The sequence below is a fragment of the Kitasatospora sp. NPDC018619 genome, assembly GCF_044391605.1.
Classification (GTDB): domain Bacteria; phylum Actinomycetota; class Actinomycetes; order Streptomycetales; family Streptomycetaceae; genus Kitasatospora.
On sequence record NZ_JBISAI010000016.1, the window covers coordinates 85,308 to 109,689 of the forward strand.

Annotated in this window: 16 protein-coding genes and 1 tRNA gene; 4 read left to right on the top strand and 13 right to left on the bottom strand. The window is 75.2% G+C overall.

Annotated features, from left to right (window positions below; genetic code table 11):
• Positions 1-148: 148 nt before the first annotated feature.
• From mfd to ACH5AR_RS24830, 6 genes are all read right to left on the bottom strand, one after another.
• On the bottom strand, positions 149-3,808 hold the full coding sequence (gene mfd / locus ACH5AR_RS24805; protein ID WP_396303692.1) for a transcription-repair coupling factor: 3,660 nt from the start codon (positions 3,806-3,808) through the stop codon (positions 149-151).
• Between the two features lie 703 nt (positions 3,809-4,511).
• On the bottom strand, positions 4,512-5,867 hold the full coding sequence (locus ACH5AR_RS24810) for a hypothetical protein (protein WP_396303693.1): 1,356 nt from the start codon (positions 5,865-5,867) through the stop codon (positions 4,512-4,514).
• Positions 5,868-6,132: 265 nt separating this feature from the next.
• Positions 6,133-8,739 carry an SUKH-4 family immunity protein gene (locus ACH5AR_RS24815; RefSeq protein WP_396303694.1) on the bottom strand — a complete coding sequence of 869 codons (2,607 nt, stop codon included), beginning with the start codon at positions 8,737-8,739 and terminating at the stop codon, positions 6,133-6,135.
• Between the two features lie 94 nt (positions 8,740-8,833).
• Complete coding sequence (locus ACH5AR_RS24820) at positions 8,834-9,835, bottom strand: SMI1/KNR4 family protein (RefSeq protein WP_396303695.1); 1,002 nt, start codon at positions 9,833-9,835, stop codon at positions 8,834-8,836.
• 128 nt (positions 9,836-9,963) lie between these two features.
• Positions 9,964-11,136 carry a DegT/DnrJ/EryC1/StrS family aminotransferase gene (locus ACH5AR_RS24825; RefSeq protein WP_396303696.1) on the bottom strand — a complete coding sequence of 391 codons (1,173 nt, stop codon included), beginning with the start codon at positions 11,134-11,136 and terminating at the stop codon, positions 9,964-9,966.
• Positions 11,133-12,293: a Gfo/Idh/MocA family protein gene (locus ACH5AR_RS24830; RefSeq protein WP_396303697.1), complete on the bottom strand. Its 1,161-nt coding sequence runs from the start codon at positions 12,291-12,293 to the stop codon at positions 11,133-11,135. Before ACH5AR_RS24830 ends, ACH5AR_RS24825 begins: the two co-directional genes overlap by 4 nt.
• A 370-nt stretch (positions 12,294-12,663) precedes the next feature.
• Here ACH5AR_RS24830 and ACH5AR_RS24835 point away from each other — a divergent pair, with 370 nt between their 5' ends.
• Together ACH5AR_RS24835 and ACH5AR_RS24840 are read left to right on the top strand one after the other, a co-directional pair.
• A complete protein-coding gene (locus tag ACH5AR_RS24835) occupies positions 12,664-13,125 on the top strand; it encodes a YwqJ-related putative deaminase (RefSeq protein ID WP_396303698.1) in 462 nt (153 codons plus the stop codon).
• A 49-nt stretch (positions 13,126-13,174) separates the two neighbouring features.
• Entirely contained in the window at positions 13,175-13,711 is a 537-nt protein-coding gene (locus ACH5AR_RS24840; protein WP_396303778.1) for an SUKH-3 domain-containing protein, read from the top strand.
• A 31-nt stretch (positions 13,712-13,742) separates the two neighbouring features.
• Here the strand turns inward: ACH5AR_RS24840 and ACH5AR_RS24845 are convergent, their stop codons facing one another.
• Positions 13,743-15,011, bottom strand: a complete 1,269-nt coding sequence (locus tag ACH5AR_RS24845; RefSeq protein ID WP_396303699.1) for a sensor histidine kinase — start codon at positions 15,009-15,011, stop codon at positions 13,743-13,745.
• A 259-nt stretch (positions 15,012-15,270) separates the two neighbouring features.
• On the opposite strand from ACH5AR_RS24845, the gene ppc reads away from it, so the two are divergent.
• Entirely contained in the window at positions 15,271-18,069 is a 2,799-nt protein-coding gene (gene ppc, locus ACH5AR_RS24850) for a phosphoenolpyruvate carboxylase (RefSeq protein WP_396303700.1), read from the top strand.
• A 66-nt stretch (positions 18,070-18,135) separates the two neighbouring features.
• Here ppc and ACH5AR_RS24855 read toward each other — a convergent pair whose 3' ends face one another.
• The 6 genes from ACH5AR_RS24855 to ACH5AR_RS24880 all read right to left on the bottom strand — a co-directional run bounded on the left by ACH5AR_RS24855 (position 18,136) and on the right by ACH5AR_RS24880 (position 23,009).
• Entirely contained in the window at positions 18,136-18,444 is a 309-nt protein-coding gene (locus ACH5AR_RS24855; protein WP_396303701.1) for a hypothetical protein, read from the bottom strand.
• Between the two features lie 166 nt (positions 18,445-18,610).
• Positions 18,611-19,189, bottom strand: coding sequence for an aminoacyl-tRNA hydrolase (pth, locus tag ACH5AR_RS24860; protein ID WP_396303702.1), 579 nt, complete (start codon positions 19,187-19,189; stop codon positions 18,611-18,613).
• 105 nt (positions 19,190-19,294) lie between these two features.
• Positions 19,295-19,882, bottom strand: a complete 588-nt coding sequence (locus ACH5AR_RS24865) for a 50S ribosomal protein L25/general stress protein Ctc (protein ID WP_396303703.1) — start codon at positions 19,880-19,882, stop codon at positions 19,295-19,297.
• Positions 19,883-20,159: 277 nt separating this feature from the next.
• A complete protein-coding gene (locus ACH5AR_RS24870; protein ID WP_396303704.1) occupies positions 20,160-21,137 on the bottom strand; it encodes a ribose-phosphate diphosphokinase in 978 nt (325 codons plus the stop codon).
• Between the two features lie 203 nt (positions 21,138-21,340).
• Entirely contained in the window at positions 21,341-22,795 is a 1,455-nt protein-coding gene (glmU, locus tag ACH5AR_RS24875) for a bifunctional UDP-N-acetylglucosamine diphosphorylase/glucosamine-1-phosphate N-acetyltransferase GlmU (protein WP_396303705.1), read from the bottom strand.
• Between the two features lie 143 nt (positions 22,796-22,938).
• A tRNA-Gln gene (locus ACH5AR_RS24880) sits at positions 22,939-23,009 on the bottom strand.
• Positions 23,010-23,267: 258 nt separating this feature from the next.
• Here ACH5AR_RS24880 and ACH5AR_RS24885 point away from each other — a divergent pair.
• The gene (locus ACH5AR_RS24885; RefSeq protein ID WP_396303706.1) at positions 23,268-24,299 is read left to right on the top strand and encodes an acyl-CoA desaturase; all 1,032 of its coding nucleotides are present in this window, start codon (positions 23,268-23,270) and stop codon (positions 24,297-24,299) included.
• Positions 24,300-24,382: the final 83 nt, after the last annotated feature.

The following is a 24,382-nucleotide window of genomic DNA, read 5'->3' on the forward strand; positions in this document are numbered from 1 at the left end:
AACCTACCCCCGCTCCCCCGCCCCGGGCCGGGCGAAGGCCCTTCCCCGGCCCCGGCCCCGGGCCCCGGCCCCGCGGGCACGCGCCGGCGGCCCCGGGCCGGAACCCGGGACCGCCGTGGCCCCACCGCGCGCCGCCGGGCGGCGGGCGCTACTTCTTCGTCCCCGCCAGGTCGTCGAACATGGCCGACAGGAACTCGCTGCACCAGCCGAGCAGCTCCCGCCCGACCAGCGGCTTGCCGCCGATCCGCCCGGTGCTCGGGCGCGGCACCAGCAGCTGCTGGGCGGCCGCCTTCACCTGGCTGCGCGGGTAGAGCCGGTTCAGCCGCAGCTGCTGGGACTCCCGCAGCTCCACCGGGCCGAAGCGGACGTTGGCGCCCTGGAGGGTGATGTCCGAGATCCCGCACCGCCGGGCGTACAGCCGCAGCGCCGCGACCATCAGCAGGTTCTCCACCGGCTCGGGCAGCTTGCCGTAGCGGTCCACCAGCTCGTCCCGGACCTGCCGGATGTCCTCCTCCGAGTTGACCGCGGCGATCGAGCGGTACGCCTGGAGCCGCAGCCGCTCGCCCGGCGCGTAGTCGTGCGGCACGTGGGCGTCGACCGGCAGCTCGATCTTCACCTCCAGGGGCTCCTCCTCCGGCTCCCCGCCGCCCGCCAGCGACTCGCGGAACTCCGCCACCGCCTCGCCGACCATCCGCATGTAGAGGTCGAAGCCGACGCCCGCGATGTGCCCCGACTGCTCGCCGCCGAGCAGGTTGCCCGCCCCGCGGATCTCCAGGTCCTTCATCGCGACGTACATGCCCGCACCCATCTCGGTGTGCTGGGCGATGGTGGCCAGCCGCTCGTGCGCGGTCTCGGTGAGCGGCTTCTCCGGCGGGTACAGCATGTAGGCGTAGCCGCGCTCGCGGCCCCGCCCGACCCGGCCGCGCAGCTGGTGCAGCTGGGAGAGGCCGAAGGTGTCGCCGCGCTCCACGATCAGGGTGTTGGCGTTGGAGATGTCGATGCCGGACTCCACGATCGTGGTCGACACCAGGACGTCGAACTCCTTCTCCCAGAAGTCGACGACGACCTTCTCCAGCTGGCTCTCCCCCATCTGCCCGTGCGCGGTGGCGATCCGCGCCTCGGGCACCAGGTCCTTCAGCCGGGCGGCCGCCTTGTCGATCGACTCCACCCGGTTGTGGATGTAGAACACCTGGCCCTCGCGCAGGAGTTCGCGCCGGATCGCCGCCGAGATCTGCTTCTCGTCGTACGGGCCGACGAAGGTCAGCACCGGGTGCCGCTCCTCCGGCGGGGTGGTGATGGTGGACATCTCGCGGATGCCGGTGACCGCCATCTCCAGGGTGCGCGGGATCGGGGTGGCGGACATGGTGAGCACGTCCACGTTGGCGCGCAGCTTCTTCAGCTGCTCCTTGTGCTCGACGCCGAAGCGCTGTTCCTCGTCGACGATGACCAGGCCGAGGTCCTTGAACCTGGTCTCGGAGGAGAACAGCCGGTGGGTGCCGATGACCACGTCCACCGAGCCCTCGAACAGCCCCTCCAGGACGGCCTTGGCCTCGCTGTCGGTCTGGAAGCGGGACAGCGCCTTCACGGTGACCGGGAAGTTGGCGTAGCGCTCGGCGAAGGTGGAGAAGTGCTGCTGCACCAGCAGCGTGGTCGGCACCAGCACCGCGACCTGCTTGCCGTCCTGGACGGCCTTGAAGGCGGCCCGCACGGCGATCTCGGTCTTGCCGTAGCCGACGTCGCCGCAGATCAGCCGGTCCATCGGGACGGACTTCTCCATGTCCGCCTTGACCTCGGCGATGGTGGTCAGCTGGTCCGGCGTCTCCGCGTACGGGAAGGCGTCCTCCAGCTCGCGCTGCCACGGGGTGTCCGGCCCGAAGGTGTGGCCGGGGGCGGCCATCCGCGCCGAGTACAGCTTGATCAGGTCGGCGGCGATCTCCTTGACCGCCTTCCTGGCCCGCTGCTTGGTCTTCGCCCAGTCCGCGCCGCCGAGCCGGTGCAGCGTCGGGGCCTCGCCGCCGACGTACTTGGTGACCTGGTCGAGCTGGTCGGTCGGCACGAACAGCCGGTCCCCGGGGTGGCCGCGCTTGGCCGGGGCGTACTCCAGCACCAGGTACTCGCGGGTGGCGCCCTGGACGGTGCGCTGCACCATCTCGACGTACCGGCCGACGCCGTGCGCCTCGTGGACGACGTAGTCGCCGGCCACCAGGGCCAGCGGGTCGATCGCGTTGCGGCGCCGGGACGGCATCCGGCGCATGTCCTTGGTGGAGGACCGCTGGCCGGACAGGTCGGTCTCGGTGATGACCGTGAGCTTCAGGGCCTCGTCGACGAAGCCGTGCTCGATCGAGCCGCAGGAGACGTGGACGACGTCCCGGGTGGGCGCCTCGGCGAGGTCGGCGACCAGCCGGGCCGGGATGCCCTCGTTGCCCAGCACCTCGGCGAGCCGGGCGGCGGGCCCGTGGCCCTCCGTCACCATGACGACCCGCCAGTCGGCGGCCAGCCGCTCCTTGGCGTCGGCGATCGCCCGGGCGGTGTCGCCCCGGTACGCCTCGACGGCGTGCATGCCGAGGGTCAGCGTGTTGGCGTCGAACTCGAGGATGCCGTCGACGGTCGACTCGCTGGTCGCGAAGGGGCTGACGGACCACCAGGGCAGCCCGATCCGGTCCGCGTGCTCGCGCACCTCGGCGAGCGAGCGCAGCGAGGCGGCGGAGACGTCGATGGCCTCCAGGTCGATCGGCCGGTCCCCGCCCGCCGCTGCCGCGACCCAGGAGGCGTGCAGGAACTCCTGGCTGGTCGCGACCAGGTCGGCGGCCCGGGTGCGGACCCGCTCCGGGTCGCAGACCACCGTGACGGAGCCGAGCGGCAGCACGTCCAGCAGCAGCTCCATGTCGTCCACCAGCACCGGCGCCAGCGACTCCATGCCCTCGACCGCGACGCCCTCGGCGATCCGGTCCAGGATCTCGGCCAGCCCGGGGTGCTCGGCCGACAGCTCCGCCGCCCGCGCCCGCACCTCGTCGGTGAGCAGCAGCTCCCGGCAGGGCGGCGCCCACAGGCCGTGCTCGGCGATCTCCAGCGAGCGCTGGTCGGCGACCTTGAAGTAGCGGACCTCCTCGACCTCGTCGCCCCAGAACTCCACCCGCAGCGGGTGCTCCTCGGTCGGCGGGAAGACGTCCAGGATTCCGCCGCGGACGGCGAACTCGCCGCGCTTCTCGACCAGTTCGACGCGCGCGTAGGCGGCGGCGGAGAGCCGGCGGGCCACGTCCTCCAGGTCGTACGACTCCCCGCGCCGCACGGCCACCGGCTCCAGCTCGGCCAGCCCCTTGACCTGCGGCTGGAGCACCGAGCGGACCGGCGCGACGATCACCTGCACCGGCCCGGCCGCCGGGTCTCCCCCAGCCCCCGGCTGGGAGGTGCCCCCATCGAGCTGCGGGTGCACGATCCGGCGCAGCACGGCCAGCCGGCGCCCGACGGTGTCCGACCGGGGCGACAGCCGCTCGTGCGGCAGGGTCTCCCAGGCCGGGAACTCGGCGACGGCGTCGGCGGGCAGCAGCGAGCGCAGCGAGGCCGCGAGGTCCTCGGCCTCCCGGCCGGTCGCGGTCACGGCGAGCACCGGCCGGCCCCGGCCCCCGGCGGCCTGCGCGGCGAGCGCCCGGGCCAGTGCGGCGACGGCGAACGGCCGGGCGGCGGGCGGCCCGACCAGGTCCAGGTGGCGGCGTCCGCCGGCCGCGGCTCCGGGGGCGGTGGCCGCCTCGATCGCCTCGGCGAGCGCCGCGTCCCGCGCGACGACATCGAGCAGTCCGGTCAGGCTCATCTGGGGTCTCTTCTTCGTCCCGTGGCTGGAGCTGCCCCGGGGCGGCGAAGGCCCGCCGGGGCAACGCGAACGGCCCGGCACGCCGAGCGGCCGGGGGTCTCCAGCCTACGCCGCGGCGCGGACACGCACGCGGTCCACGGCTCCGGCGGGCCGGAGCCGACCGCGACGCCGGGCCGGGAAGGGCCGGGGAAGGGTGCCCGGGGAGGGGTGCCCGGGTGGGAGCCGCCGCCCCTCCGGCCGACGCGGTTTGTCAGGGGCACTTCCGGGAACGAACGACTGGACGGACCGCGGGCCGGCCCGTGGACGAACCGACCGGGCGCCGCCCCGAACCGGGCACGGCTATCCGCCACGAACTGGACATACTCCTGTCACTGGCCGTCCATGGAGATCGCGCACCATGGAGACGTGCCCGCCGCACCCAACCGTGGGGGATGGCTGTGGCGGCACTGTCGCACCCCCGATGGGGGTCGGAGGTGCGAGGCGGAGCGGCCCTGGGTGGGGGCGCCCGCCCAAGCGCCGGGAACCGTGGCGCCCTTTCCTGGAGGGCGCCACGGGTCTCGGCCTCTTCCGTTCCCGGGGCCCACCCCGCCGGGCGCCGTCCCACCCCTGGGGCCGCCCGCTCTCCCGAACCGCGGCACGGCGAAGGCCCCGTCGGCCCCCTCCGGGGCGGTCGGGGCCTTCACGCAGCCGGGGCCGGGGCCGGTCAGCGACGCCGGTAGCTCACCGTGTGGGGCGTCGCGTAGTCGCTGCCGTCGTCCACGATGATGATCTTCGGGACGATCCTGGTCTCCTCCTCCGACGGCTTCCCCTCGGCCCGGCTCGCGCCGGCCGCCGCCTCCTCGGCCCGCTCCACCGCCGGCGGCGCGGCCGGCTTCGGCGGCACCGGGCCGGTCGCCACGGGGCCGCCGATCGCCCTGGCGGCGCTGCCGCCGACCACCGGCGTCCGCAGCACGGGCGCGGACTGCTCCGCGGCGGGCCCGGCCGCGGGGGCCGGCGCCTTGCGCAGGTCCGCCACCGGGATCTCCCCGGTGTCCGCCTCCGAGTCCACCGGTGCGGCGTCGGCGAGGCCGTCCTCGGCCACCGCCGCGGCGCGCGGCGCGGCGTCGCCGGAGCCCTCGACGGCGTCCTGGGCGGCCCGGGCCGCCGCGACGGCCGCCGCGGCCGCCGCCTCCGGCTCGATCTGGCCGACCGCCGCTCCGGTGAGCGAGGCCAGCGTGGCCTTGATGTGGTCCAGGTGCTGCTGCACCGTCTCCAGCCGGGCGTCGTACTCCTGCTGCTCGCGCTCGCTGGCCGCGTTGATCTTCTCGGCCTCCCGGCGGGCCTGCTCGATCAGCTGGTCGGCCTTGGCCTGGGCGTCCGTCTCCAGCTGCTTGATCCGGTTGAGCACCGTCTCCCGCTGCTGCTCCGCCTCCTTGACCCGGCGTGCCGCCGTCGCCGAGACCTCGGCGTCCTCGGCGTCGGCCGCGGCCTGGGCTGCGGCGAAGGTCTCGTCGGCCTTGCGGCGCCGGGCGGCCAGCTCGGCCTCGGCCTGCTCGCTGGCCTCGGCGGCGGCCACCCGCACCTTGGCGGCGTACGCGGTGGCGGCGTCGCGCACGGCCCGGCTCTCCCGGTCGGCGTCGGCCCGGATGCCCTCGGCCTCGGCCCGGGTCCGCTCCTCGGTGCGGCGGGCGGCCGCGTCGGCCTCGGCGCGGGTCGTGGCGGCGTACTCCTTGGCGGCGCGCTCGGCGGCCTGCCCGGCCTCGTAGACCTCGTCGCGCAGGTCCTCGGCGAAGCGCTCGGCCTTCTCGCGGACGGCGCGCGCCTCGTTCTCGGCCATCGCGGCCAGGCCGGCGGCCTGCTCGCTGAGCACCTGGTAGTCGGGGTCCGGCGCCTCCTCGGCGGCCCGGAGGATGTCGGCCAGCCGGGCCTCCATCTGCCGGATGCCGGCGCCCAGGACGCTCAGCCGCTCCCACGCCTCGTCGCGCTGCGCGGTGAGCGCGGCGAGGGCTCGGTCGACCTGATCGGGCGCGTAGCCACGACGGGCCTGGGTGAAGCCGTACTGGGGGACGGCGTCGCTCATGGGCTCTTCCCCTCGTTTCGCGGGCTGCGGAGCCCATGATCGGACGGAACGGACGGATCCGGAACCGGTTCGCAAGCCGGGGCCGGATTCCGTCGTCGTACGGACCGGAATGTGGCGAGGACGGGACGAGTAGACCCATCCTCTTGACCTATTTTGCGCAGATCCGGGCGAAACCCCAACGAGGCACAGCTGCGACGGCATGCCGAAGGGGCCGTTCCGGATGCCGGAACGACCCCTCCCACCAGCGAGGATCTGCGACGGTCCGCTACAGCAGGCCGTCCCAGAACTGCTCCAGCAGCACGGCCCACCAGGTGTCCGCGTTCTGCAGGGCCGCCGGGTCGATCGCGGCGAGCTGGGCCTGGAAGTCGGTCGTCCAGCGACCGGCCTGCTCCGGCGTCAGCCCGTACCGCAGCCGCCACATCCGGCCCAGCAGGGCCAGCGAGCGGACGAACTCCGGTACACCGCTGTTGACGAACCGGGGCGGCTGGCCGGTTCCCTCCAGGTCCACCGCCACCACGTGCGCGGTGCCGTACTGGACGCACAGCTGGCGGCCGTAGTCGTTGCCCAGCACCAGGTAGCCGCCGAAGTCCGGGCCCCCGGCGAGGCCGCGCTCGGCGGCCAGCTCGGCGAGCGTCGGGATCGGGCGGCCCTCCTGGGCCTGTGCCCAGAAGAACGGCCCGAAGTCCCGCGGCAGCCCGGCCCACATCAGGGTCTGGGACACCGGCTCGGGCACGCCCTGGCGGGAGACGGCGCGCTGCTCGTAGCGGAACAGGTTCTGCCCGAAGGCGGCGCCGACCTCCTGCGCGAGCTGCTGCGGCGCCAGCGGCGGCAGCGCCTGGACCGTCCCCGGCGCGGGCAGCGGCACCCGGAACGGGCGGACCCGCTGGGCGCCGGAGGCCAGCTGGTGCAGCTCGTCCAGGTGGTCGAGCAGCTCGGCCATCCCGGCCTGCCGGGAGGCGTGGTCGCGGCCGTACGGGGCGGTGTGGGTGAGCCGGACGTTCGGCCAGGACGCGGCGATCATGCGGTTGCAGTAGCCGCCCGGCAGGTCGCAGGACTCCAGCTCGGTGTAGAGCTCCAGGACCTGCTCCGGCGGCACGTTGAGCCGGCGCAGGTCCTGGAGGATCTTCCACTCCGGGTGCGGGGTGCCGGGCTCGCTGCGGTGCAGCAGCTTCTGCTCCGAGCCGTCCGGGCCCCGGTAGCTGAGCGCGGCGAAGTACCCCGGGCCGACCGCGGGCACGCCTGGCGGCACCGGCGCGGGCTGCGGCGCACCGGGCACCGGCGCGGGCGGGACGACGCCGGCCGGACCGGCCGCGTTCGGGTAGCCGTAGCCGGCCGCGGGCGCGGCGGGGGCCGCCGGGCCGCCGGGCGGCGGCGGGACGGCCGGGCCGCCGGACGGCGGGGTGCCCGGGTCCGCCGGGCCGCCCGGCAGCGCCGGGTCGACCGCGCCGGCCAGCTGGGTCGCCTCGTAGGACGGCCCGGACGCGGACGGGCCCGCGCCCCGCAGACCCGCCGGCGGCGGGGGCGGCGGGGCGGAGGCGGCGCCGCGGCCGCCGGGGGCGGCGGCGGGCGTGCCGGAGCCCGGGGTGTGCTTCAGCCCGGCCGGCGGGGGCGGCGGCGGGGCGGCGGCCGCGCCGCGCCCCAGCCCGGCGGGGGCGGCGCCCGTACCGGAGGCGGCGGCGGGGCCGCCGCGCAGCGCGGCCGGCGGGGGCGGCGGCGGGGCCGAGGCCGCGCCGCGGCCGAGCCCGCCCTCCGGAGCGGCCGGCGCGGGTGCGGCCGGAGCAGGTGCGCCCGGAGCGGGTGCGGCGGGGGCCGGAGCACCGGGCAGCCCGGCGAGGCCGGGCAGGCCGCCGGGCGGGGCCAGCATGGTCGGAGCGTGCTCCACCTGCGGACCGCCGACGGGCGGGGCGGGCGGGGCCGCCGGGGCACCCGGCAGGCCCATCAGGCCGGGCACCGCGTCCGGCGGGGCGAGCAGCGTGGCCGCCGGCTCGACGGCCGGGGCGGGCGCCGGGGCCGCCGGGGCCGCCGACGGCGGGACCGGGGGCATGCCGTATCCGCCGCCGGTCGGCGGCATCAGCACGGTCGCGGCCTCGGCCCCGGCCGCCGCGGGGGGCTCGGGCAGGTCCGAGCCGGTGGTCCGCAGCCCCTCGGCCATCAGGACGGTCGCGGCCTCGCCCTCGGCCGACGGCTGCCCCGGCGGCGCGGGCGCGACCGGCGCGGCGGGCGGCGGCACCGGCGCCCCGGCCTGCGGCTGCGGCTGCCGCGAGGCGGCGGGCTCCTCCTGGCCGGCCGGCGGCGCGAGCATGGTCGGCGCGTCCCCGGCGGGCCGGTCGGAGACCGGCGGCTCGGTCAGCACGGCGGGCGCGGGCCGCGGCGCCGCCGCGGGCGGCTCCTCGACCGGAGCGGCCGGAGCGGCAGGAACACCCGGAGCCCCCGGCGGACCGGGAGCGGCCGGAGCCGTGCCGAGCCGCTCCGCCTCCGCCGCGATCGCCGCGGCCCCCGCCTCCTGGAGCCACTGCGGCGGGCTGAGCAGGAAGGAGGTCGCCTCCACCGGCCCGGGGGCGGGCTTCGCCGCCCCGGCCGGGTTGGCCGCCACCGGCCGCCCGTAGACCTCCTCGTACTGCCGGACCACCTCGTTGACGGGCAGCGCCGGCCAGAGCGTGCTGGCGCCCGAGTCCCGGGCGATCACCAGCCGCGCCTCCCCCGAGCCGCCGCCCGCACCGCCCGAGCCGTCGGCCGGGCCCGCGGGCGCCACCGCCCAGCAGACGAAGCCCAGGTCGAACTCCCGGACCCGCACCTCGCGCTGCTGCGAACGCGGCACCCCGCCGTTGATCCACTCCTCGGCGAGCTCCTGCGCCTGCGCGTACGTCACCACGCCCGGTTCACCCCTGTCCGCATCCTCTTCGTCCCCCGCTCCACCGCGACCACCGCGGCCACCGACACCACCGCGAGCACTGCGACCACGCGCCTCAGCCCACCGGGACGGCCCGGGCGAACCCGCCGTCCACCATCAGCTCCGCGACCGTCTCCAGCTCCGGCGGGCTGCCCGCCAGCCGCAGCAGGAAGGCGTCGAAGTCCTCGCCGCAGGGCAGCAGCAGCCGGGCGCAGCGGTCCTCCGGGGCCTCCGGGGCGCCGGTGTCGCGGGCGTCGTCGTACAGGTGGAACCAGACCGAGCCGGCCTGCTCGCCGCGCACCTTGAGCGCGACCAGGCCGCCCTGCGCGTAGGCGATGCCCAGGTAGTCCTTGGTGAGGTGGTCGCGCAGGCACTTGTTGGCGTACACGACGTCCTCGGTGCCGTACTCCTCGGCCAGCGTCAGGAACGGCTGGTCGAGGAGCAGTCCGAGCTCGGTGTCCAGCGCCACGCCGACCGGGGCGCGGCCGCCGCCCAGCTTGAGGAAGGTGCGGTAGGCGTCGGGCAGCCGGTAGCCGAGGCGCTCCTCGGCGCGCTGCACCAGGTCCTCGGGCACGCCGACCGGGTCGCCGCCGTCCCGGGCCAGCGAGAAGTGCACCGGCCGGCGCTCCTGCAACGGGCGGGTGCCGCGGCGGGTGTGGTCCGCGCCGGAGGTGGCCAGGCCGCCGTGGTGCCGCAGCAGCGCCTTGACCTCGACCGGGACGAGCTCCATCCGCCGCCAGCCGGGGGCGGCCCGGCCGACGGCGTGGTGCCAGGTCCAGCCGGGCGGGGTGGCGACGGCGGTGGCGAGGTCGGCCCAGAGCGGGTGGCCCTGGGTGTAGAGCGCGGCGTTGGCCGAGACGTAGTCGGTGAGCCGCAGCTCGTCCACCCCGAAGCCCGCCGGCGGGTCGGCCACCTCGGCCGCCGCGGCGGCGTACGGGCCGAAGTCCGGGAAGCCGTACTCGTCCACCCTGACCCCGGCGGGGTGCCGCTCCGCGCGGACCGGGTCCGGGAACTGCACCACCTGACCTGCGTACGCCGCGTTCGGTGCGGCGGCGACGCCGGGCCGACCTGTCGTCATCTGGGAGCCCCCACTGGCTGCTGCAAATACGGTGCTTGCTGGGCACCAGCCTAGGGCCTGCCCTCAAGCCCCCGTCGTCCGCCCGGAGGGCCCCGGCAGGCCCTCCCCGGCCGGGCCGGGCCCCGGCGTCACGGCCGCCCGCGCAGCGCCCGTGCCAGCGCCTCGGCCACCCGCAGCTGCGCGCCCTCGGTGAGGTGCGGGTGCAGCGGCAGGCTGAGCAGCTCGCGGGCGGCCTTCTCGGCCACCGGGAACGCCCCCTCGCGGTGCCCGAGGTGACGGAACGCGGGCTGGAGGTGGACGGGCACCGGGTAGTGCACGCCGGCGCCGATCCCGGCCGCCTGCAGCGCGGCCAGCACCGCGTCGCGGTCCCGGCCGGGGCCGATCCGCACCGGGTACAGGTGCCGGACGTGCTCGTTGCCGGGGGCGGTGCGGGGCAGCGCGATCCCCTCCAGGCCGCCCAGCAGCTCGTCGTAGCGGGCGGCGGCGGCCCGGCGGGCGGCGTTCCAGGCGGGGAGCCGGCGCAGCTTGGCCCGCAGCACGACGGCCTGCAGCGCGTCCAGCCGGGAGTTGCAGCCGAACCGTTCGTGCCGGTACCGGTCGCGGGCGCCGTGGTCGCCGGTCAGCCGGACGGCGTCGGCCAGCGCGTCGTCGTCGGTGAGCACCGCCCCGGCGTCGCCGTACGCACCGAGGTTCTTGCCCGGGTAGAAGCTGGTGGCCGCGATCCGCCCGTACCAGCGGCGCCCGTGCTGCCGGGCGCCCTGGGACTGCGCCGCGTCCTCCACCACCGGCCGGCCGTCGGCCGCCGCCAGCAGCGGCCCCATCGGGGCGAGTTGGCCGAAGAGGTGGACGGGCAGCAGCGCGGCCGCGCCGGGCAGCGCGGCGGCGGCCCGCTCCGGGTCCATCAGCAGGTACTCCGGGTCGGCGTCGACCAGCACCGGGCGCAGCCCGGCCCGCAGCACCGCCTCGGCGGTGGCGACGAAGGTGTTTGCGGGCAGCACCACCCCGCCGCCGGCCGGCAGGTCCAGGGCGCGCAGGGCCAGTTCGAGCGCGTCGGTGCCGTTGGCGGCGCCCACGCAGTGCCGGATGCCGGTGAAGGCCGCGTACTCCCGCTCGAAGGCGGCCACTTCGGGGCCCTTGACGAAGGCGCCGGAGGCGAGCACCCGGTCGAAGCCCTCCCGCACCTCCCGCGCCACCTCGGCGTGCGCCGCCGCCAGGTCGACCAGCGGGACGCCCTGCGGCGCCGCGCCGCCCCCCGGGCCCTCCACCGCGCCGTCCACCGGGCCGCTCACCGGGCCGCTCACCGGGCCTCCGCCCCGGCCCGCACCGCCGCGCCCACCGGCACGGTGACGCCGCCGAGTTCGAGGCTGAGCGAGGCCGCCTCCAGCAGTTGCAGCACCCGCACCCCGGCCCGGCCGTCGGTGAGCGGCGCCCGGCCCTCGGTGATGGCGGCGGCGAACTCCGCCATCACGTTGCGCAGCGCCTCCTGCTCGACCAGCGCCGGGGCGACCATCTCGCCGACCCGGTAGGAGATCAGCGCCCGGTGCCGGATCGCGTCGGTCAGCTGGTCGGGCGGGGTGAGGTCGACGCCGCGGTCGTGCACCGCCAGCCGGGCCTGCGGGTTGAGGTCGTCCCAGACCAGGGTGCGCCGCGAGCCGCCGATCAGGGTGGTGCGGACCTTGGTCGGCGAGAGCCAGTTGACGTGGCAGTGCGCCAGCGCGCCGTTGCTGAGCCGGACCGTCAGGTACGCGACGCAGGCGCGGCCGGCCCCGATCGGGTCGGCGCCCTGGGCGGACACCCCGACCGGGTCGACCCCGGGCGGCAGCACGAAGTCCAGGATCGACAGGTCGTGCGGGGCGAGGTCCCACAGCACGTCCACGTCCGGCTGCACCAGGCCGAGGTTGATCCGCACCGAGTCGAAGAACTGGACGTCCCCGATCTCCCCGCCGTGCACCAGCTCGCGGATCCGGCGCACCGCCGGGGTGTAGCAGAAGGTGTGGTCGCACATCAGCACCAGCCCGCGCCGCTCGGCCAGCTCGACCAGCTCCTCGGCCTCCGCCGCGGAGGTGGTGATCGGCTTCTCCACCAGCACGTGCTTGCCGGCCTCCAGCGCCGCCCGCACCAGCGCGTAGTGGGCGCCCGCCGGGGTGGCCACCGCCACCGCGCCGACCCTCCGGTCCGCCAGGACCCGCCGGTAGCTGCCCGTCACCCCGACGGTGCTGTACTCCCCCAGCACCGCGCGGGCCTTGGCCTCGTCCAGGTCGCACAGCCAGTGCAGCCGCAGCGCCGGGGTGTGCTGGGCGTTGCGGACCAGCTTCGGGCCCCAGTAGCCCGCCCCGACCACGGCCAGCCCGACGGGGTGCTCGGGCACCGGGCGGGGCGGCTCGTCCGGTGCGGGCACGTGCCCGCCGGGTGCCTGGTTGGCGGCCTGCCCGTGCTCGTCGTGCGGTACCGGCGTCATCGCGCGAGCCCCTTCGCTCAGCGCCGGGGCGGGCGGCAGGCCATCCCCGGCGGCCTCAACGTCCGATGCGGGCACCGGAGTCGGGCCCGCCGACGGCTGTGCCCGCGCGGTCGGCCGCGTCCCCCTTCGGCTCGCTGCCGGAACGCTACCGGCCGCGTACCGGGCCCGGGGGCCGTTTCGGTGAATCGGCGGACAAGTCGTGACGGGCGCGTACGCGTTCGACCGGCGCCGGGCCGCCGCCCGGCCGTCCGCCGCGGCACCGGCCGCCGCCGCACCCCGGTTGTGCGGTTGTCAGTACCGTTTGACAGGCTTGCCCCGGACCGGCCCGGTCACTCCGGCCGACGCCGGGCAACGAGGAGGAGGACGACGGATGACCACCGGTGAGCCGGCGGCCCCGCCCGTGCTGCGCCACCACCGCGACAGCCTGCTGCCCGCCGTCGCCGCCGCGCTGTCGCTCAGGGGCGGCGAGGTGCACACCCTGGCGGGCGACAAGGACCCGCGCCGCCCGGTGCTGCACCACCTGGTCGCCGACTTCCTGGCCGCCCTGCCGGCGGAGGCTCGCGAGCGGTTCACCGGCCGCTGCCCGGAGGCCGTCCTGCTCTCCCAGCACCTGGCCGCGGTCGACGCCCGGCGCTCCAAACGGGCCGCCCGCAAGCCGATGACGCTGCAGGAGGCCCGCAAGGCGCTCAAGGGCTCCCGGATGACGACCGTCCGCATCCGCGAGGAGGGCGATCCCGCGCACGGCAGCCACGCCCCGCCGTGCCGCTCCTGCGCTCCGATGCTGGAGCACTTCACCGTGCGCAGCGTGGCCGTCGGGCCGCCCGTGCGCTGACCGGCCGAGCCGCCGGCCCGTCCACCGTCCCCCAGCCCTGGAGCCCGCCCTGAACCCGCCCGTCCCGTCCGCGCCGGCCGCCCCCGCCGCCTCCGGCCGGACCCGTCCGCGCTTCCCCGCCGACGTCGCCGCCGAGCTCAAGGCGGCCGGCTGGCACCCCGGCCGCTGGCAGATCCGGCAGGCCGAGGAGTGGGCCGACACCCTGGTCGGGTACGGCGCGCCCACCGGGGTGCGGCACTCGGTGTTCCCGGCGGCCGTGGAGGCCTGGGCCGAGTTCGGCGGCCTCGCCTTCGACCTGTCCGGCCCGGGCCGCCAGCTGGCCCGCACCCCGTTCCTGATCGACCCGCTGTGCGGCCTGCACCAGCCGCGCACCCTGCTCGACCTCGGCCGGGCGCTGGGCACCACGCTGGCCCCGCTCGGCGAGGAGGCGTACGGGCAGGCACTGCTGGCGGTCGACGAGGAGGGCCGGGTCTACAGCCTGGACCACACCGGCGAGTGGTTCCTCGGCCACGGCATCGACCAGGCGGTCTCCACCCTCGTCCTGGGCACCGTCCCGGAGCGGCTGCGGACCCCGGACGAGTACTGACGCCGGGGCGCGGGAGCGGGCCGGGCGCGGCTCAGCGCAACCGCTCGGCCGGCACCGCCAGCCGGGACGGCAGCACCGCCTCGATCCGGAACCCGCCGTCCGCCTCCGGGCCGGAGGAGAAGGTGCCGCCCAGCGCGATCACCCGCTCCCGCATGCCGACCAGCCCGTTGCCCCCGCTGGGCAGCTTCGCCGCGCCCCGGTCCCCGCCCGGGCAGGCGTTCACCACGGCCACCCGCACCCCGTTCGGCGCGTACGAGAGCAGCACCGACACCTGGGCGCCGTCCGCGTGCTTGTGCGCGTTGGTCAGCCCCTCCTGGACGACCCGGTAGGCGGTCTGCTCGGCCTCGCCGGTGAACTCCTGCCGACTGCCGCTGACCGTCAGGGTCACCGCCATCCCGGCCGCCCGGGACTGGTCCACCAGCCGCGGCAGCCCGGCCAGCGAGTCCGGCTCCGGCTGCCGCTCGTCGTCCATCCGCAGCACCCCGAGGATCTCGCGCAGCTCGTTCAGCGCCTGCCGGCCCACCTCGCCCATCAGCTTGGCGCTCTGCGCGGCCTTCTCCGGGTCCTTGCCGGCGATCCGCTCCAGCGCCCCGGCGTGCACCACCATCAGCGACACCCGGTGCGCCACCACGTCGTGCATCTCCCGGGCGATCCGGGTGCGCTCCTCCAGCCGGGCCCGGCGGGCGCGCTCCTGCGCCTGCTCGGCCAGCAGGTCCAGCTCGGTCTCCAGGCCGTGCGCGCGGTCCTGGAGCGAGTCGATCAGCCGCCGCCGCGCGCCGACGTACAGGCCGGTCACCACCGGAGCGACCGTCAGCCCGACCGACACCAGCAGCGAGAGCAGGATCTGGCCCCACAGCGGCGGCGGGTCCACCGGCGCGTCCCCGGGCGTCATCAGCGACACCGCCATCACGGCGGCCGCCTCGGCGAAGGCCAGCCCGGACAGCGCCACCACCCGCCGGCGGCGCGAGGGCCACTCCCAGGTCGAAGCCAGCGTGTACAGCGCCACCACCAGCAGCACCACGCCCAGCATGCCCGGCATCACCAGCAGCGTCACCAGCACCGGGACGGCCGGCCAGCGCCGGCGCAGCACGAGGGAGCCGCCGGCCAGCGTGCCGAGCACGGCTATGCCGACCGCTCCCGCGGTGCTGACGTGGATCCGGGCGGAGAGGAAGGCGATCGTGCTGGCCGCGCACTCCACGGCGGCGAGCACCGCCAGCCCGATGTCCAGGAAAGCGCTGCGCGGCCGCTTCCACCACCAGAACGACCGGACCGGCACGCGCTCCCCAGGCGACTTGCTCATGCCCCACAGGGTAAGCGGCGACCCCGTCCCCTCCCCACCGGGATAACCCCCCATCCACCCCGGAGTCTCCAAGTGGTCCAGACCACAGGTGGTTCCCGACGGCACTGTCCGCCATCCGGCCACCTCGCGGACAGCGCCCGCCCCGACACCTATGCTGGTCGCGTCGGACAGCGCGGTCCGCACGCGTCACACCCGCCACCCGCGTGCGGACCTGTGACGATGAGCCGTTGCCGAACCCCACCACCACAGGGAGCCAGCCGTGACCGCTCCGGTCCCCGCCCCGGCGGACAACCCCACGCCCGTCGTCGCCGACAACGCCGCCCTGCGCGCGGACATCCGCCGCCTCGGCGACCTGCTGGGCGAGACGCTGGTCCGCCAGGAGGGCCCCCAGCTGCTGGGCCTGGTCGAACAGGTCCGCCTGCTGAGCCGCACCGACGGCGAGGCCACCGCCGAACTCCTCTCCGACATCGACCTGGACACCGCCGCGAAGCTGGTCCGGGCCTTCTCCACCTACTTCCACCTCGCCAACGTCACCGAGCAGGTGCACCGCGGCCGCGAGTTCGCCACCCGCCGCGCCCGCGAGGGCTCGCTGCTCGCGCAGACCGCCGACCTGCTCGCCGAGGCCGACGCCAAGCACCTCCAGGACACCCTGGCCCACCTCGCGGTGCGCCCCGTCTTCACCGCGCACCCCACCGAGGCCGCCCGCCGCAGCGTCCTCAACAAGCTGCGCCGGATCGGCGAGCTCCTCGACCGCATCCACCGCGACGAGGTCACCTCCGGCCTGGCCGCCGCCGACCAGGCCCGCACCAGCAGCGCCAAGCGCTCCGCCGACCGCCGGCTGGCCGAGGTCATCGACCTGCTCTGGCAGACCGACGAGCTGCGCATCGCCCGGCCCGAGCCCACCGACGAGGCCCGCAACGCCGTCTACTACCTGGACGAGCTCTACCGCGAGGCCGTCCCCGAGGTCCTGGAGGAGCTGCACGAGGAGCTCGCCCGGGTCGGCCTGAGCCTGCCCGAGGGCGTGCGCCCGCTCACCTTCGGCACCTGGATCGGCGGCGACCGCGACGGCAACCCCAACGTCACCCCGCAGGTCACCTGGGACGTCCTCAACCTCCAGCACGAGTACGGCATCAAGGACGCGCTCGCCGCGATCGACGACCTGCGCAACACGCTCTCCACCTCGGAGCGGCTGGCCGGCGCCTCGGTCGAGCTGCTCGCCTCGCTCAACACCGACCTGCACCTGCTCCCCGAACTCAGCCCGCGCTACAAGCGGATGAACGCCGAGGAGCCGTACCGCCTCAAGGCCACCTGCATCCGGCTCAAGCTGGAGAACACCCGCGAGCGGCTGGCCGGCGGCACCCCGCACGTCGAGGGCCGCGACTACCTCGGCACCCGCGAGCTCGTCGCCGACCTGCGGCTGATCCAGGACTCGCTGCGCGCCCACCGCGGCGAGCTCATCGCCGACGGCCGCCTGGCCCGCGCCATCCGCACCGTCGAGGCCTTCGGCCTCCAGCTCGCCACCATGGACGTGCGCGAGCACGCCGAGGCCCACCACCACGCCCTCGGCCAGCTCTTCGACCGGCTCGGCGAGGAGGCCTGGCGCTACGCCGACATGCCCCGCGAGTACCGCCAGAAGCTGCTCGCCAAGGAGCTCCGCTCGCGCCGCCCGCTCGCCCCCACCCCGGCCCCGCTGGACGAGGCCGGCACCAAGACCCTCGGCGTCTTCAACACCATCCGCCAGGGCTTCGAGCGCTTCGGCGACGAGATCGTCGAGAGCTACATCATCTCGATGTGCCAGGGCGCCGACGACGTCTTCGCCGCCACCGTGCTGGCCCGCGAGGCCGGCCTGATCGACCTGCACGCCGGGATCGCCAAGATCGGCATCGTGCCGCTGCTGGAGACCACCGACGAGCTCCAGCAGGCCGACCGCATCCTCGACGAGATGCTCTCCGACCCGTCCTACCGCCTGCTCGTCTCGCTGCGCGGCGACGTCCAGGAGGTCATGCTCGGCTACTCCGACTCCTCCAAGTTCGGCGGCATCACCACCTCCCAGTGGGAGATCCACCGCGCCCAGCGCCGGCTGCGCGACGTCGCCCACCGCTACGGCATCCGGCTGCGCCTGTTCCACGGCCGCGGCGGCACCGTCGGCCGCGGCGGCGGCCCCTCGCACGAGGCCATCCTGGCCCAGCCGTGGGGCACCCTGGAGGGCGAGATCAAGGTCACCGAGCAGGGCGAGGTGATCTCCGACAAGTACCTGCTCCCCTCGCTGGCCCGGGAGAACCTGGAGCTGACCCTCTCCGCCACGCTCTCCGCCTCCGCGCTGCACACCGCCCCGCGCCAGGCCCCCGAGTCGCTGGCCCGCTGGGACGCCGCGATGGACCGGGTCTCCGAGGCCGCCCACACCGCCTACCGCGCCCTGGTCGAGCAGGAGGACCTGCCGAAGTACTTCTTCGCCTCCACCCCCGTCGACCAGCTCGCCTCGCTGCACCTGGGCTCCCGCCCGTCCCGCCGCCCCGACTCCGGCGCCGGCCTGGACGGCCTGCGGGCCATCCCGTGGGTGTTCGGCTGGACCCAGTCCCGGCAGATCGTCCCCGGCTGGTACGGCGTCGGCTCCGGCCTCGCCGCCGCCCGCGCGGCCGGCCTCGGCGACGTGCTGGACGAGATGTACGGCGAGTGGCACTTCTTCCGCAACTTCCTGTCCAACGTCGCCATGACGCTGGCCAAGACCGACCTGCGGATCGCCCGCCACTACGTCGAGCAGCTGGTGCCCGGCGAGCTGCACCACGTCTTCGACCAGATCGAGGCCGAGCACGCCCTCACCCTGCGCGAGGTGCTTCGACTCACCGGCGAGAGCGAACTGCTGGAGCACAACCCGGTGTTGAAGCAGACCTTCGCCGTCCGCGACGCCTACCTGGACCCGATCTCCTACCTCCAGGTCGCGCTGCTGCGCCGCCAGCGCGAGGAGCTGGCGGCCGGGCGCCAGGACGACCCGCTGCGGGCCCGGGCGCTGCTGCTGACCGTCAACGGCATCGCCGCCGGCCTGCGCAACACCGGCTGACGGCCCCGCGAGAACGGCCGAGGGGCCGGTGTCCCGTCCGGACACCGGCCCCTCGCCGCAAGGTTCCTACGGCGTGCCGCCCTCGCCGGCGCGCCTGCGCTTCAGCCACAGCGCCGCGCCGCCGGCCGCCACCACGAGGCCGCCGCCGACCGCCAGCAGCCCGGCGTCCGGGCCCACCGAGTCGCCGAGCACCGGGGCGAACTGCGCGGCCGCCGGCTCCGGGGAGGCCGCCGGGTCCGCCTCGTCGGACGGATCCGCGTGCGCCACCGCCCCGCCGGACAGCAGGACACCCGCCACCCCCAGCGCACCGGCCGTGCCGACCCGTCGGCCGAGCCGCCTCAGCTCGGCCACCCGGCTGCGCCGTACCCGGCTCACCGGACGCAATCCCCGCATCGAGAACTCCCCAGGACTCGTTCGCGTACCAGGCCGACGCTATCCGATCCCGCACGGGGTTCCCGCACCGATCCAGGCGCGGACGGGCAAGCGTTGTACGACCGTTGCGTACCCCGCGCACGGTCCTGACGCCCGGTCAGCGCCGGCGTCAGGAGTTGTACGTCCCCTGGGCCCGCTCCAGGCCCTCGGACAGCAGCGCCTCCACCGCGTCCGCCGAGCGGTCCACGAACCACTCCAGCTCCTTGCGCTCGGTCGAGGAGAAGTCCTTCAGCACGAAGTCCGCGACCTCCATCCGGCCCGGCGGGCGGCCGATCCCGCAGCGCACCCGGTGGTAGTCCGGGCCCAGCGACTTGGTGATCGACTTCAGGCCGTTGTGGCCGTTGTCCCCGCCGCCCAGCTTCAGCCGCAGCGCCGCGTAGTCGACGTCCAGCTCGTCGTGGACGGCGACGAGCGCCGAGACCGGCACCTTGTAGAAGTCCCGCAGCGCCGTGACCGGCCCGCCGGAGAGGTTCATGAAGGACATCGGCTTGGCCAGCACCACCCGCCGGCCCGCCAGCCGTCCCTCGGCCACCTGCGCCCGGCTCCTGTGCGCCTTGAACCTGGCGCCCATCCGCTCCGCCAGCAGGTCGACCACCATGAAGCCGATGTTGTGCCGGTTCCGGGCGTACTGCTCCCCCGGGTTGCCCAGCCCCACCACCAGCCAGGGGCCGTCGTACTCCTCAGCCATTGCCTTCCCTCCTCGCCGTCGACTCCGACGCCATCATCCCGGACACACCGCTGCCCCGGCCGCTCCAGCGGGAGCGACCGGGGCAGCGGTCGAGCGCTACGGGGCTCAGGCCTCGGCACCCTCGGCCTCGGCGGCCTCGTCCTCGGCCGGGGCGGCCTGGGCGGCGATGACCTGGAGGACGACGGCGTCGGCCTCGACGGCCAGGGTCACGCCGGACGGCAGGGCGATGTCCTTGGCGAGGACGGAGGCGCCGGCCTCCAGGCCCTCGACGGAGACGGTGACGGCCTCGGGCAGGTGGGTGGCCTCGGCCTCGATCGGCAGGGCCTGGAGGACGTGCTCCAGCAGGTTGCCGCCCGGGGCCAGCTCGCCCTCGGTGTGGACCGGGATCTCGACGGTGACCTTCTCGCCGCGCTTGACCAGCAGCAGGTCGACGTGCTCGATGGTGCGCTTGATGGCCTCGCGCTGGACGGCCTTCGGCAGGACGTACTCGTCCTTGCCCTCGATCGGGACGACCAGCAGGGCGTTCGGGGTCTTCAGGGCCATCATCAGGTCGTGGCCGGGCAGGTTCAGGTGAACCGGGGCGTGGCCGTGGCCGTAGACGACACCGGGGACGAAGCCGGCGCGGCGGGCACGACGGGCGGCACCCTTGCCGAACTCGGAACGGGTCTCAGCGGCAAGACGGATCTCGGACACGACTGCACTCCTCGTGGAAATGGCGCGGGGTGCAGGCAACGCGAAAAACCGCCGGGACCACACCCTCGGAACGTTCGGGGGTCACTCGGCGGCAACGGCCTGCCGGTGGACGGGAGTCCGGCACCGGCAGCGCGTCGATCACGGAGCGGGCACCCGGCGAGCGGGCGCACGGCATCCCTCGCCGAGCAGTCTCACGAGTCTAACCGCACCGGCGGCCTCCCGTGAAATCGGCGGCGGCCCCGGTCCGTCCGGACCGGGGCCGCCTGCGCGGGCTCCGTCAGTGCACGCCCTCGAAGAGGCTGGTCACCGAGCCCTCCTCGAACACCTCGCGGATCGCGGCGGCGATCGACGGGGCGATGGACAGCGTGGTGATCTTGTCCAGCTGGAGCGCGGCCGGGGTGGGCAGCGTGTTGGTGAACACGAACTCGCTCACCCGCGAGTTCTTCAGGCGGTCCGCGGCCGGGCCGGAGAGCACACCGTGGGTGGCGGCCACCAGGACGTCCGCGGCGCCGTTGTCGAACAGCGCGTCAGCCGCGGCGCAGATGGTGCCGGCGGTGTCGATCATGTCGTCGACCAGCACGCAGACCCGGCCCTTGACGTCACCGACGACGTCGGCGGACAGGATGGTGTTCGCCTGGGTGATGTCGCGGCGCTTGTGGATGATCGCCAGCGGGGCGTCCAGCCGGTCGCACCACTGGTCGGCGACCTTCACGCGGCCGGCGTCCGGCGAGACGACCGTCAGCTTGGAGCGGTCGACCTTCCCGCCGATGTAGTCCGCCAGCAGCGGCAGCGCGAACAGGTGGTCCACCGGGCCGTCGAAGAAGCCCTGGATCTGCGCGGTGTGCAGGTCCACGGCCATCAGGCGGTCGGCACCGGCCTGGCGCAGCAGGTCGGCGACCAGCCGGGCCGAGATGGGCTCGCGGCCCAGGTGCTTCTTGTCCTGGCGGGCGTAGCCGTAGAACGGCAGGATCGCGGTGATGCTCTTGGCGGAGGCCCGCTTCAGAGCATCGATCATGATCAGCTGCTCCATGATCCACTGGTTGATGGGAGCCGTGTGGCTCTGCATCACGAAGCAGTCCGCGCCACGGGCGGACTCCAGGAAACGGACGTAGATCTCGCCGTTGGCGAAGTCCAGGGCCTTGGTGGGGACCAGCTCGGTCCCGAGCGCCTCGGCCACCTCCCTCGCCAGTTCCGGGTGGGCACGGCCGGAGAAGAGCTTCAGCTTCTTCTCACCCGACGTCGTGATCCCGCTCACTGCACCGTCTCCTCGCGTTGCGGACGCTGAACCCCAGGACCCGGTGGCGGGCAGGCAGGGCCCGCTCGCGGCACGGGTAGGGGAATTGTCGGTACGCCTGGACACGGGCGGTAAGCCCAGTGGCGCACGTATGTCCCCAAGGTTACGCGCCCGCGCAGAAACCGTCCGCCCCGGGACCGTCCCCCGGGGCCCGGCCCGTCCGGTCAGGCCTGCCCGGTGCCGTCCGCCGCCGCCTGCGCGGCCTGCGCGGACGTGGTCCCGGGGCGCTTGCGCTCGACCCAGCCCTCGATGTTGCGCTGCGTGGCCCGGCTCACACCGAGCGCCCCGGCCGGGACGTCGCCGGTGATCACCGAACCGGCGGCGGTGTAGGCGCCGTCACCGATGGTGACCGGGGCGATGAACATGTTGTCCGAGCCGGTGCGGCAGTGCGCACCGATGACGGTGCGGTGCTTGTTCACGCCGTCGTAGTTCACGGTGACCGAGGCCGCGCCGACGTTGGTGCCCTCGCCGATCGTGGCGTCGCCGATGTAGGAGAGGTGCGGCACCTTGGCGCCCTCGCCCAGCTCGGAGTTCTTCACCTCGACGTAGGTGCCGACCTTCGCCTTGCGGGCCAGCCGGGCGCCCGGCCGCAGGTAGGCGTACGGGCCGACGCCGGCCAGCTCGCCCACCTCGGCGCGGTCGGCCGTGGTGTTGCTCACCCGGGCGCCGGCGCCGACCCGGGTGTCCCGCAGGGTCGAGTTCGGGCCGACCTCGCAGCCCTCGCCCAGGTGCGTGGCGCCCTGGAGCTGGGTGTTCGGCAGCACCACGGCGTCCGGCTCGTAGGTGACCTGCACGTCGAACCAGGTGGTCGCCGGGTCCACCACGGTGACGCCCCCGCGCATCGCCCGCTCCAGCAGGCGGTCGTTCAGCAGCCGGCGGGCCTGGGCCAGCTGGACCCGGTCGTTGATGCCCAGGATGTCCCGGTGGTCCTCGGCCACCACGGCGCCGACCCGGTGCCCCGCCGTGCGCAGGATCTCCAGGGTGTCGGTCAGGTACTCCTCGCCCTGGGAGTTGTCGGTGGTGAGCTCGCCGAGCGCCGCGACCAGCAGCTTGGCGTCGAAGGCGAAGACGCCGGAGTTGATCTCGGTGATCGCGCGCTGGGTGGCGCTGGCGTCCCGCTCCTCGACGATCGCGGCGACGGTGCCGTCCTCGTCGCGCAGGATGCGGCCGTAGCCGAAGGGCTCCGGGACGACGGCGGTCAGCACGGTGACGCCGTTCTGCTGGGCGGCGTGCGCCTCGGCCAGCCGGCGCAGGGTCTCCCCGGTCAGCAGCGGCGAGTCGCCGGCGGTGACGATGACGGTGCCGTCCAGCGCGACCCCGTCGGCGGCCAGCGACTCCAGCGCGGTGCGCACCGCGTGCCCGGTGCCGTTCTGCTCCTCCTGCACCGCGGTGCGGGTGGCCGGGTAGTGCTCCGCCAGGTGCGCCACGACCTGCTCGCGCTGGTGGCCGACCACCACGACCAGCTGTTCCGGCGTCAGTTCCCGGGCCGCCGACACCGCGTGACCGACCAGCGAGCGCCCGCACACCTCGTGCAGCACCTTGGGCAGCTTGTTCGACTTCATCCGGGTCCCGCCACCGGCGGCGAGCACGACAACGGCGGCAAGCGAATTGGCACCCATGCGGGGAGGCTCCTCGGTAGGTTCACGGAGAGGGCAGAGCAGGCCCGGCCCGGACCCAGGCCGGTCGCCATTCGCACAGTCCGCCGAGCAGCACCGACAATACCGGCGCGGGGGAAAACGCCCGAACCCGAGGCGCGCAGAGGCTCCGCCGCTAGGATTCGAACCCAGACAAAGGCCTCCAAAGGGCCCTGTGCTGCCATTACACCACGGCGGACAGTCGTGTCAGACCCTACCCGAGAGGGCCCGGCCGTGGGTATCGAACCGCACCGATCCACGAGCCGGATTCCAGGCCCCTCGGCGAACCCGGCGGACCCCCGGTTCATCCATCCAGTCGGGTGAATTCACCCAAGCGCCCCGCGGCGGAGTGTTCCGCTGGACACGGAGCGCAACCTACGATGCCGTAGGTTACGCCAACGTAGCTCCGCTACCCCGTTTCCTCTCCCGCTCGACGGGACGCCGCAAAGGGACGCCCATGACCATCCAGGCAGGCGAGGCGCGCGCCGGGAACACCGCGTCCCGCACTCCGTCTCCCGACTCCGAGCCCGCCGACCCCGCGGGGACCGCCGTGCCCACCGAAGCCGACGCCGCGGCCACCCGGGTCTCCGCCACCCGCGGCGGGGAGAAGCAGGGCCTGGCCGAGCGGATCGCGCTCTCCCTGTTCATCCTGGTGCCGTTCACCGCCCTGGTGGCCGCCGTCCCGGTCGCCTGGGGCCACGGGCTGGGCTGGACGGACCTCGCGATCACCGTCGCGATGTACTTCCTGACCTGCCACGGCGTCACCGTCGGCTACCACCGCTACTTCACCCACGGCGCCTTCAAGGCCTCCCGCCCGATGCGCCTGGCGCTGGCGATCGCCGGCAGCCTCGCCGTCGAGGGCCCGCTGGTGCGCTGGGTGGCCGACCACCGCAAGCACCACCGGTACAGCGACAAGGACGGCGACCCGCACTCGCCGTGGCGCTACGGGGAGAGCGTCCCGGCGCTGATGAAGGGGCTGTGGTGGGCCCACATGGGCTGGATGTTCGACGAGGAGCAGACCTCGCAGCTCACCTACGCCCCCGACCTGGTGCGCGACCCGGCCATGAGGCGGATCTCCCGGCTGTTCTGGCTCTGGACCCTCCTCTCGCTGCTGGTGCCCGCACTGATCGGCGGCCTGGTGAGCCTGTCCTGGCAGGGCGCGCTGTCCGCCTTCTTCTGGGGATCGCTGGTCCGGGTGGCCCTGCTGCACCACGTCACCTGGTCGATCAACTCGATCTGCCACGCCGTCGGCCGGCGCCCGTTCCGCTCCCGGGACCGCTCCGGCAACGTCTGGTGGCTCGCGGTGCTCTCCTGCGGGGAGTCCTGGCACAACCTGCACCACGCGGACCCGACCGCGGCCCGGCACGGGGTGCTGCGCGGGCAGATCGACTCCTCGGCCCGGCTGATCCGCTGGTTCGAGCTGGCCGGCTGGGTCCGGGACGTTCGCTGGCCGGACGCGCAGCGGATCGCCGCCCGCCGCGCCGCATGAGGCGGCGCTTCCAGCATGATGTAGGGGTGAACGGGAGCAGCGCAGACAGCACAGGCGGTCACCACAGCACGCGGACGGACGCG

Excerpts from the sequence above, each read along its gene's own strand:
- ACH5AR_RS24810 (WP_396303693.1), bottom strand. The coding sequence starts at position 5,867 with ATGAGCGACGCCGTCCCCCAGTACGGCTTCACCCAGGCCCGTCGTGGC.
- mfd (WP_396303692.1), bottom strand. The coding sequence starts at position 3,808 with ATGAGCCTGACCGGACTGCTCGATGTCGTCGCGCGGGACGCGGCGCTC.
- pth (WP_396303702.1), bottom strand. The coding sequence starts at position 19,189 with ATGGCTGAGGAGTACGACGGCCCCTGGCTGGTGGTGGGGCTGGGCAAC.
- ACH5AR_RS24820 (WP_396303695.1), bottom strand. The coding sequence starts at position 9,835 with ATGACGACAGGTCGGCCCGGCGTCGCCGCCGCACCGAACGCGGCGTAC.
- ACH5AR_RS24845 (WP_396303699.1), bottom strand. The coding sequence starts at position 15,011 with ATGAGCAAGTCGCCTGGGGAGCGCGTGCCGGTCCGGTCGTTCTGGTGG.
- ACH5AR_RS24830 (WP_396303697.1), bottom strand. The coding sequence starts at position 12,293 with ATGACGCCGGTACCGCACGACGAGCACGGGCAGGCCGCCAACCAGGCA.
- glmU (WP_396303705.1), bottom strand. The coding sequence starts at position 22,795 with ATGGGTGCCAATTCGCTTGCCGCCGTTGTCGTGCTCGCCGCCGGTGGC.
- ACH5AR_RS24885 (WP_396303706.1), top strand. The coding sequence starts at position 23,268 with ATGACCATCCAGGCAGGCGAGGCGCGCGCCGGGAACACCGCGTCCCGC.
- ACH5AR_RS24835 (WP_396303698.1), top strand. The coding sequence starts at position 12,664 with ATGACCACCGGTGAGCCGGCGGCCCCGCCCGTGCTGCGCCACCACCGC.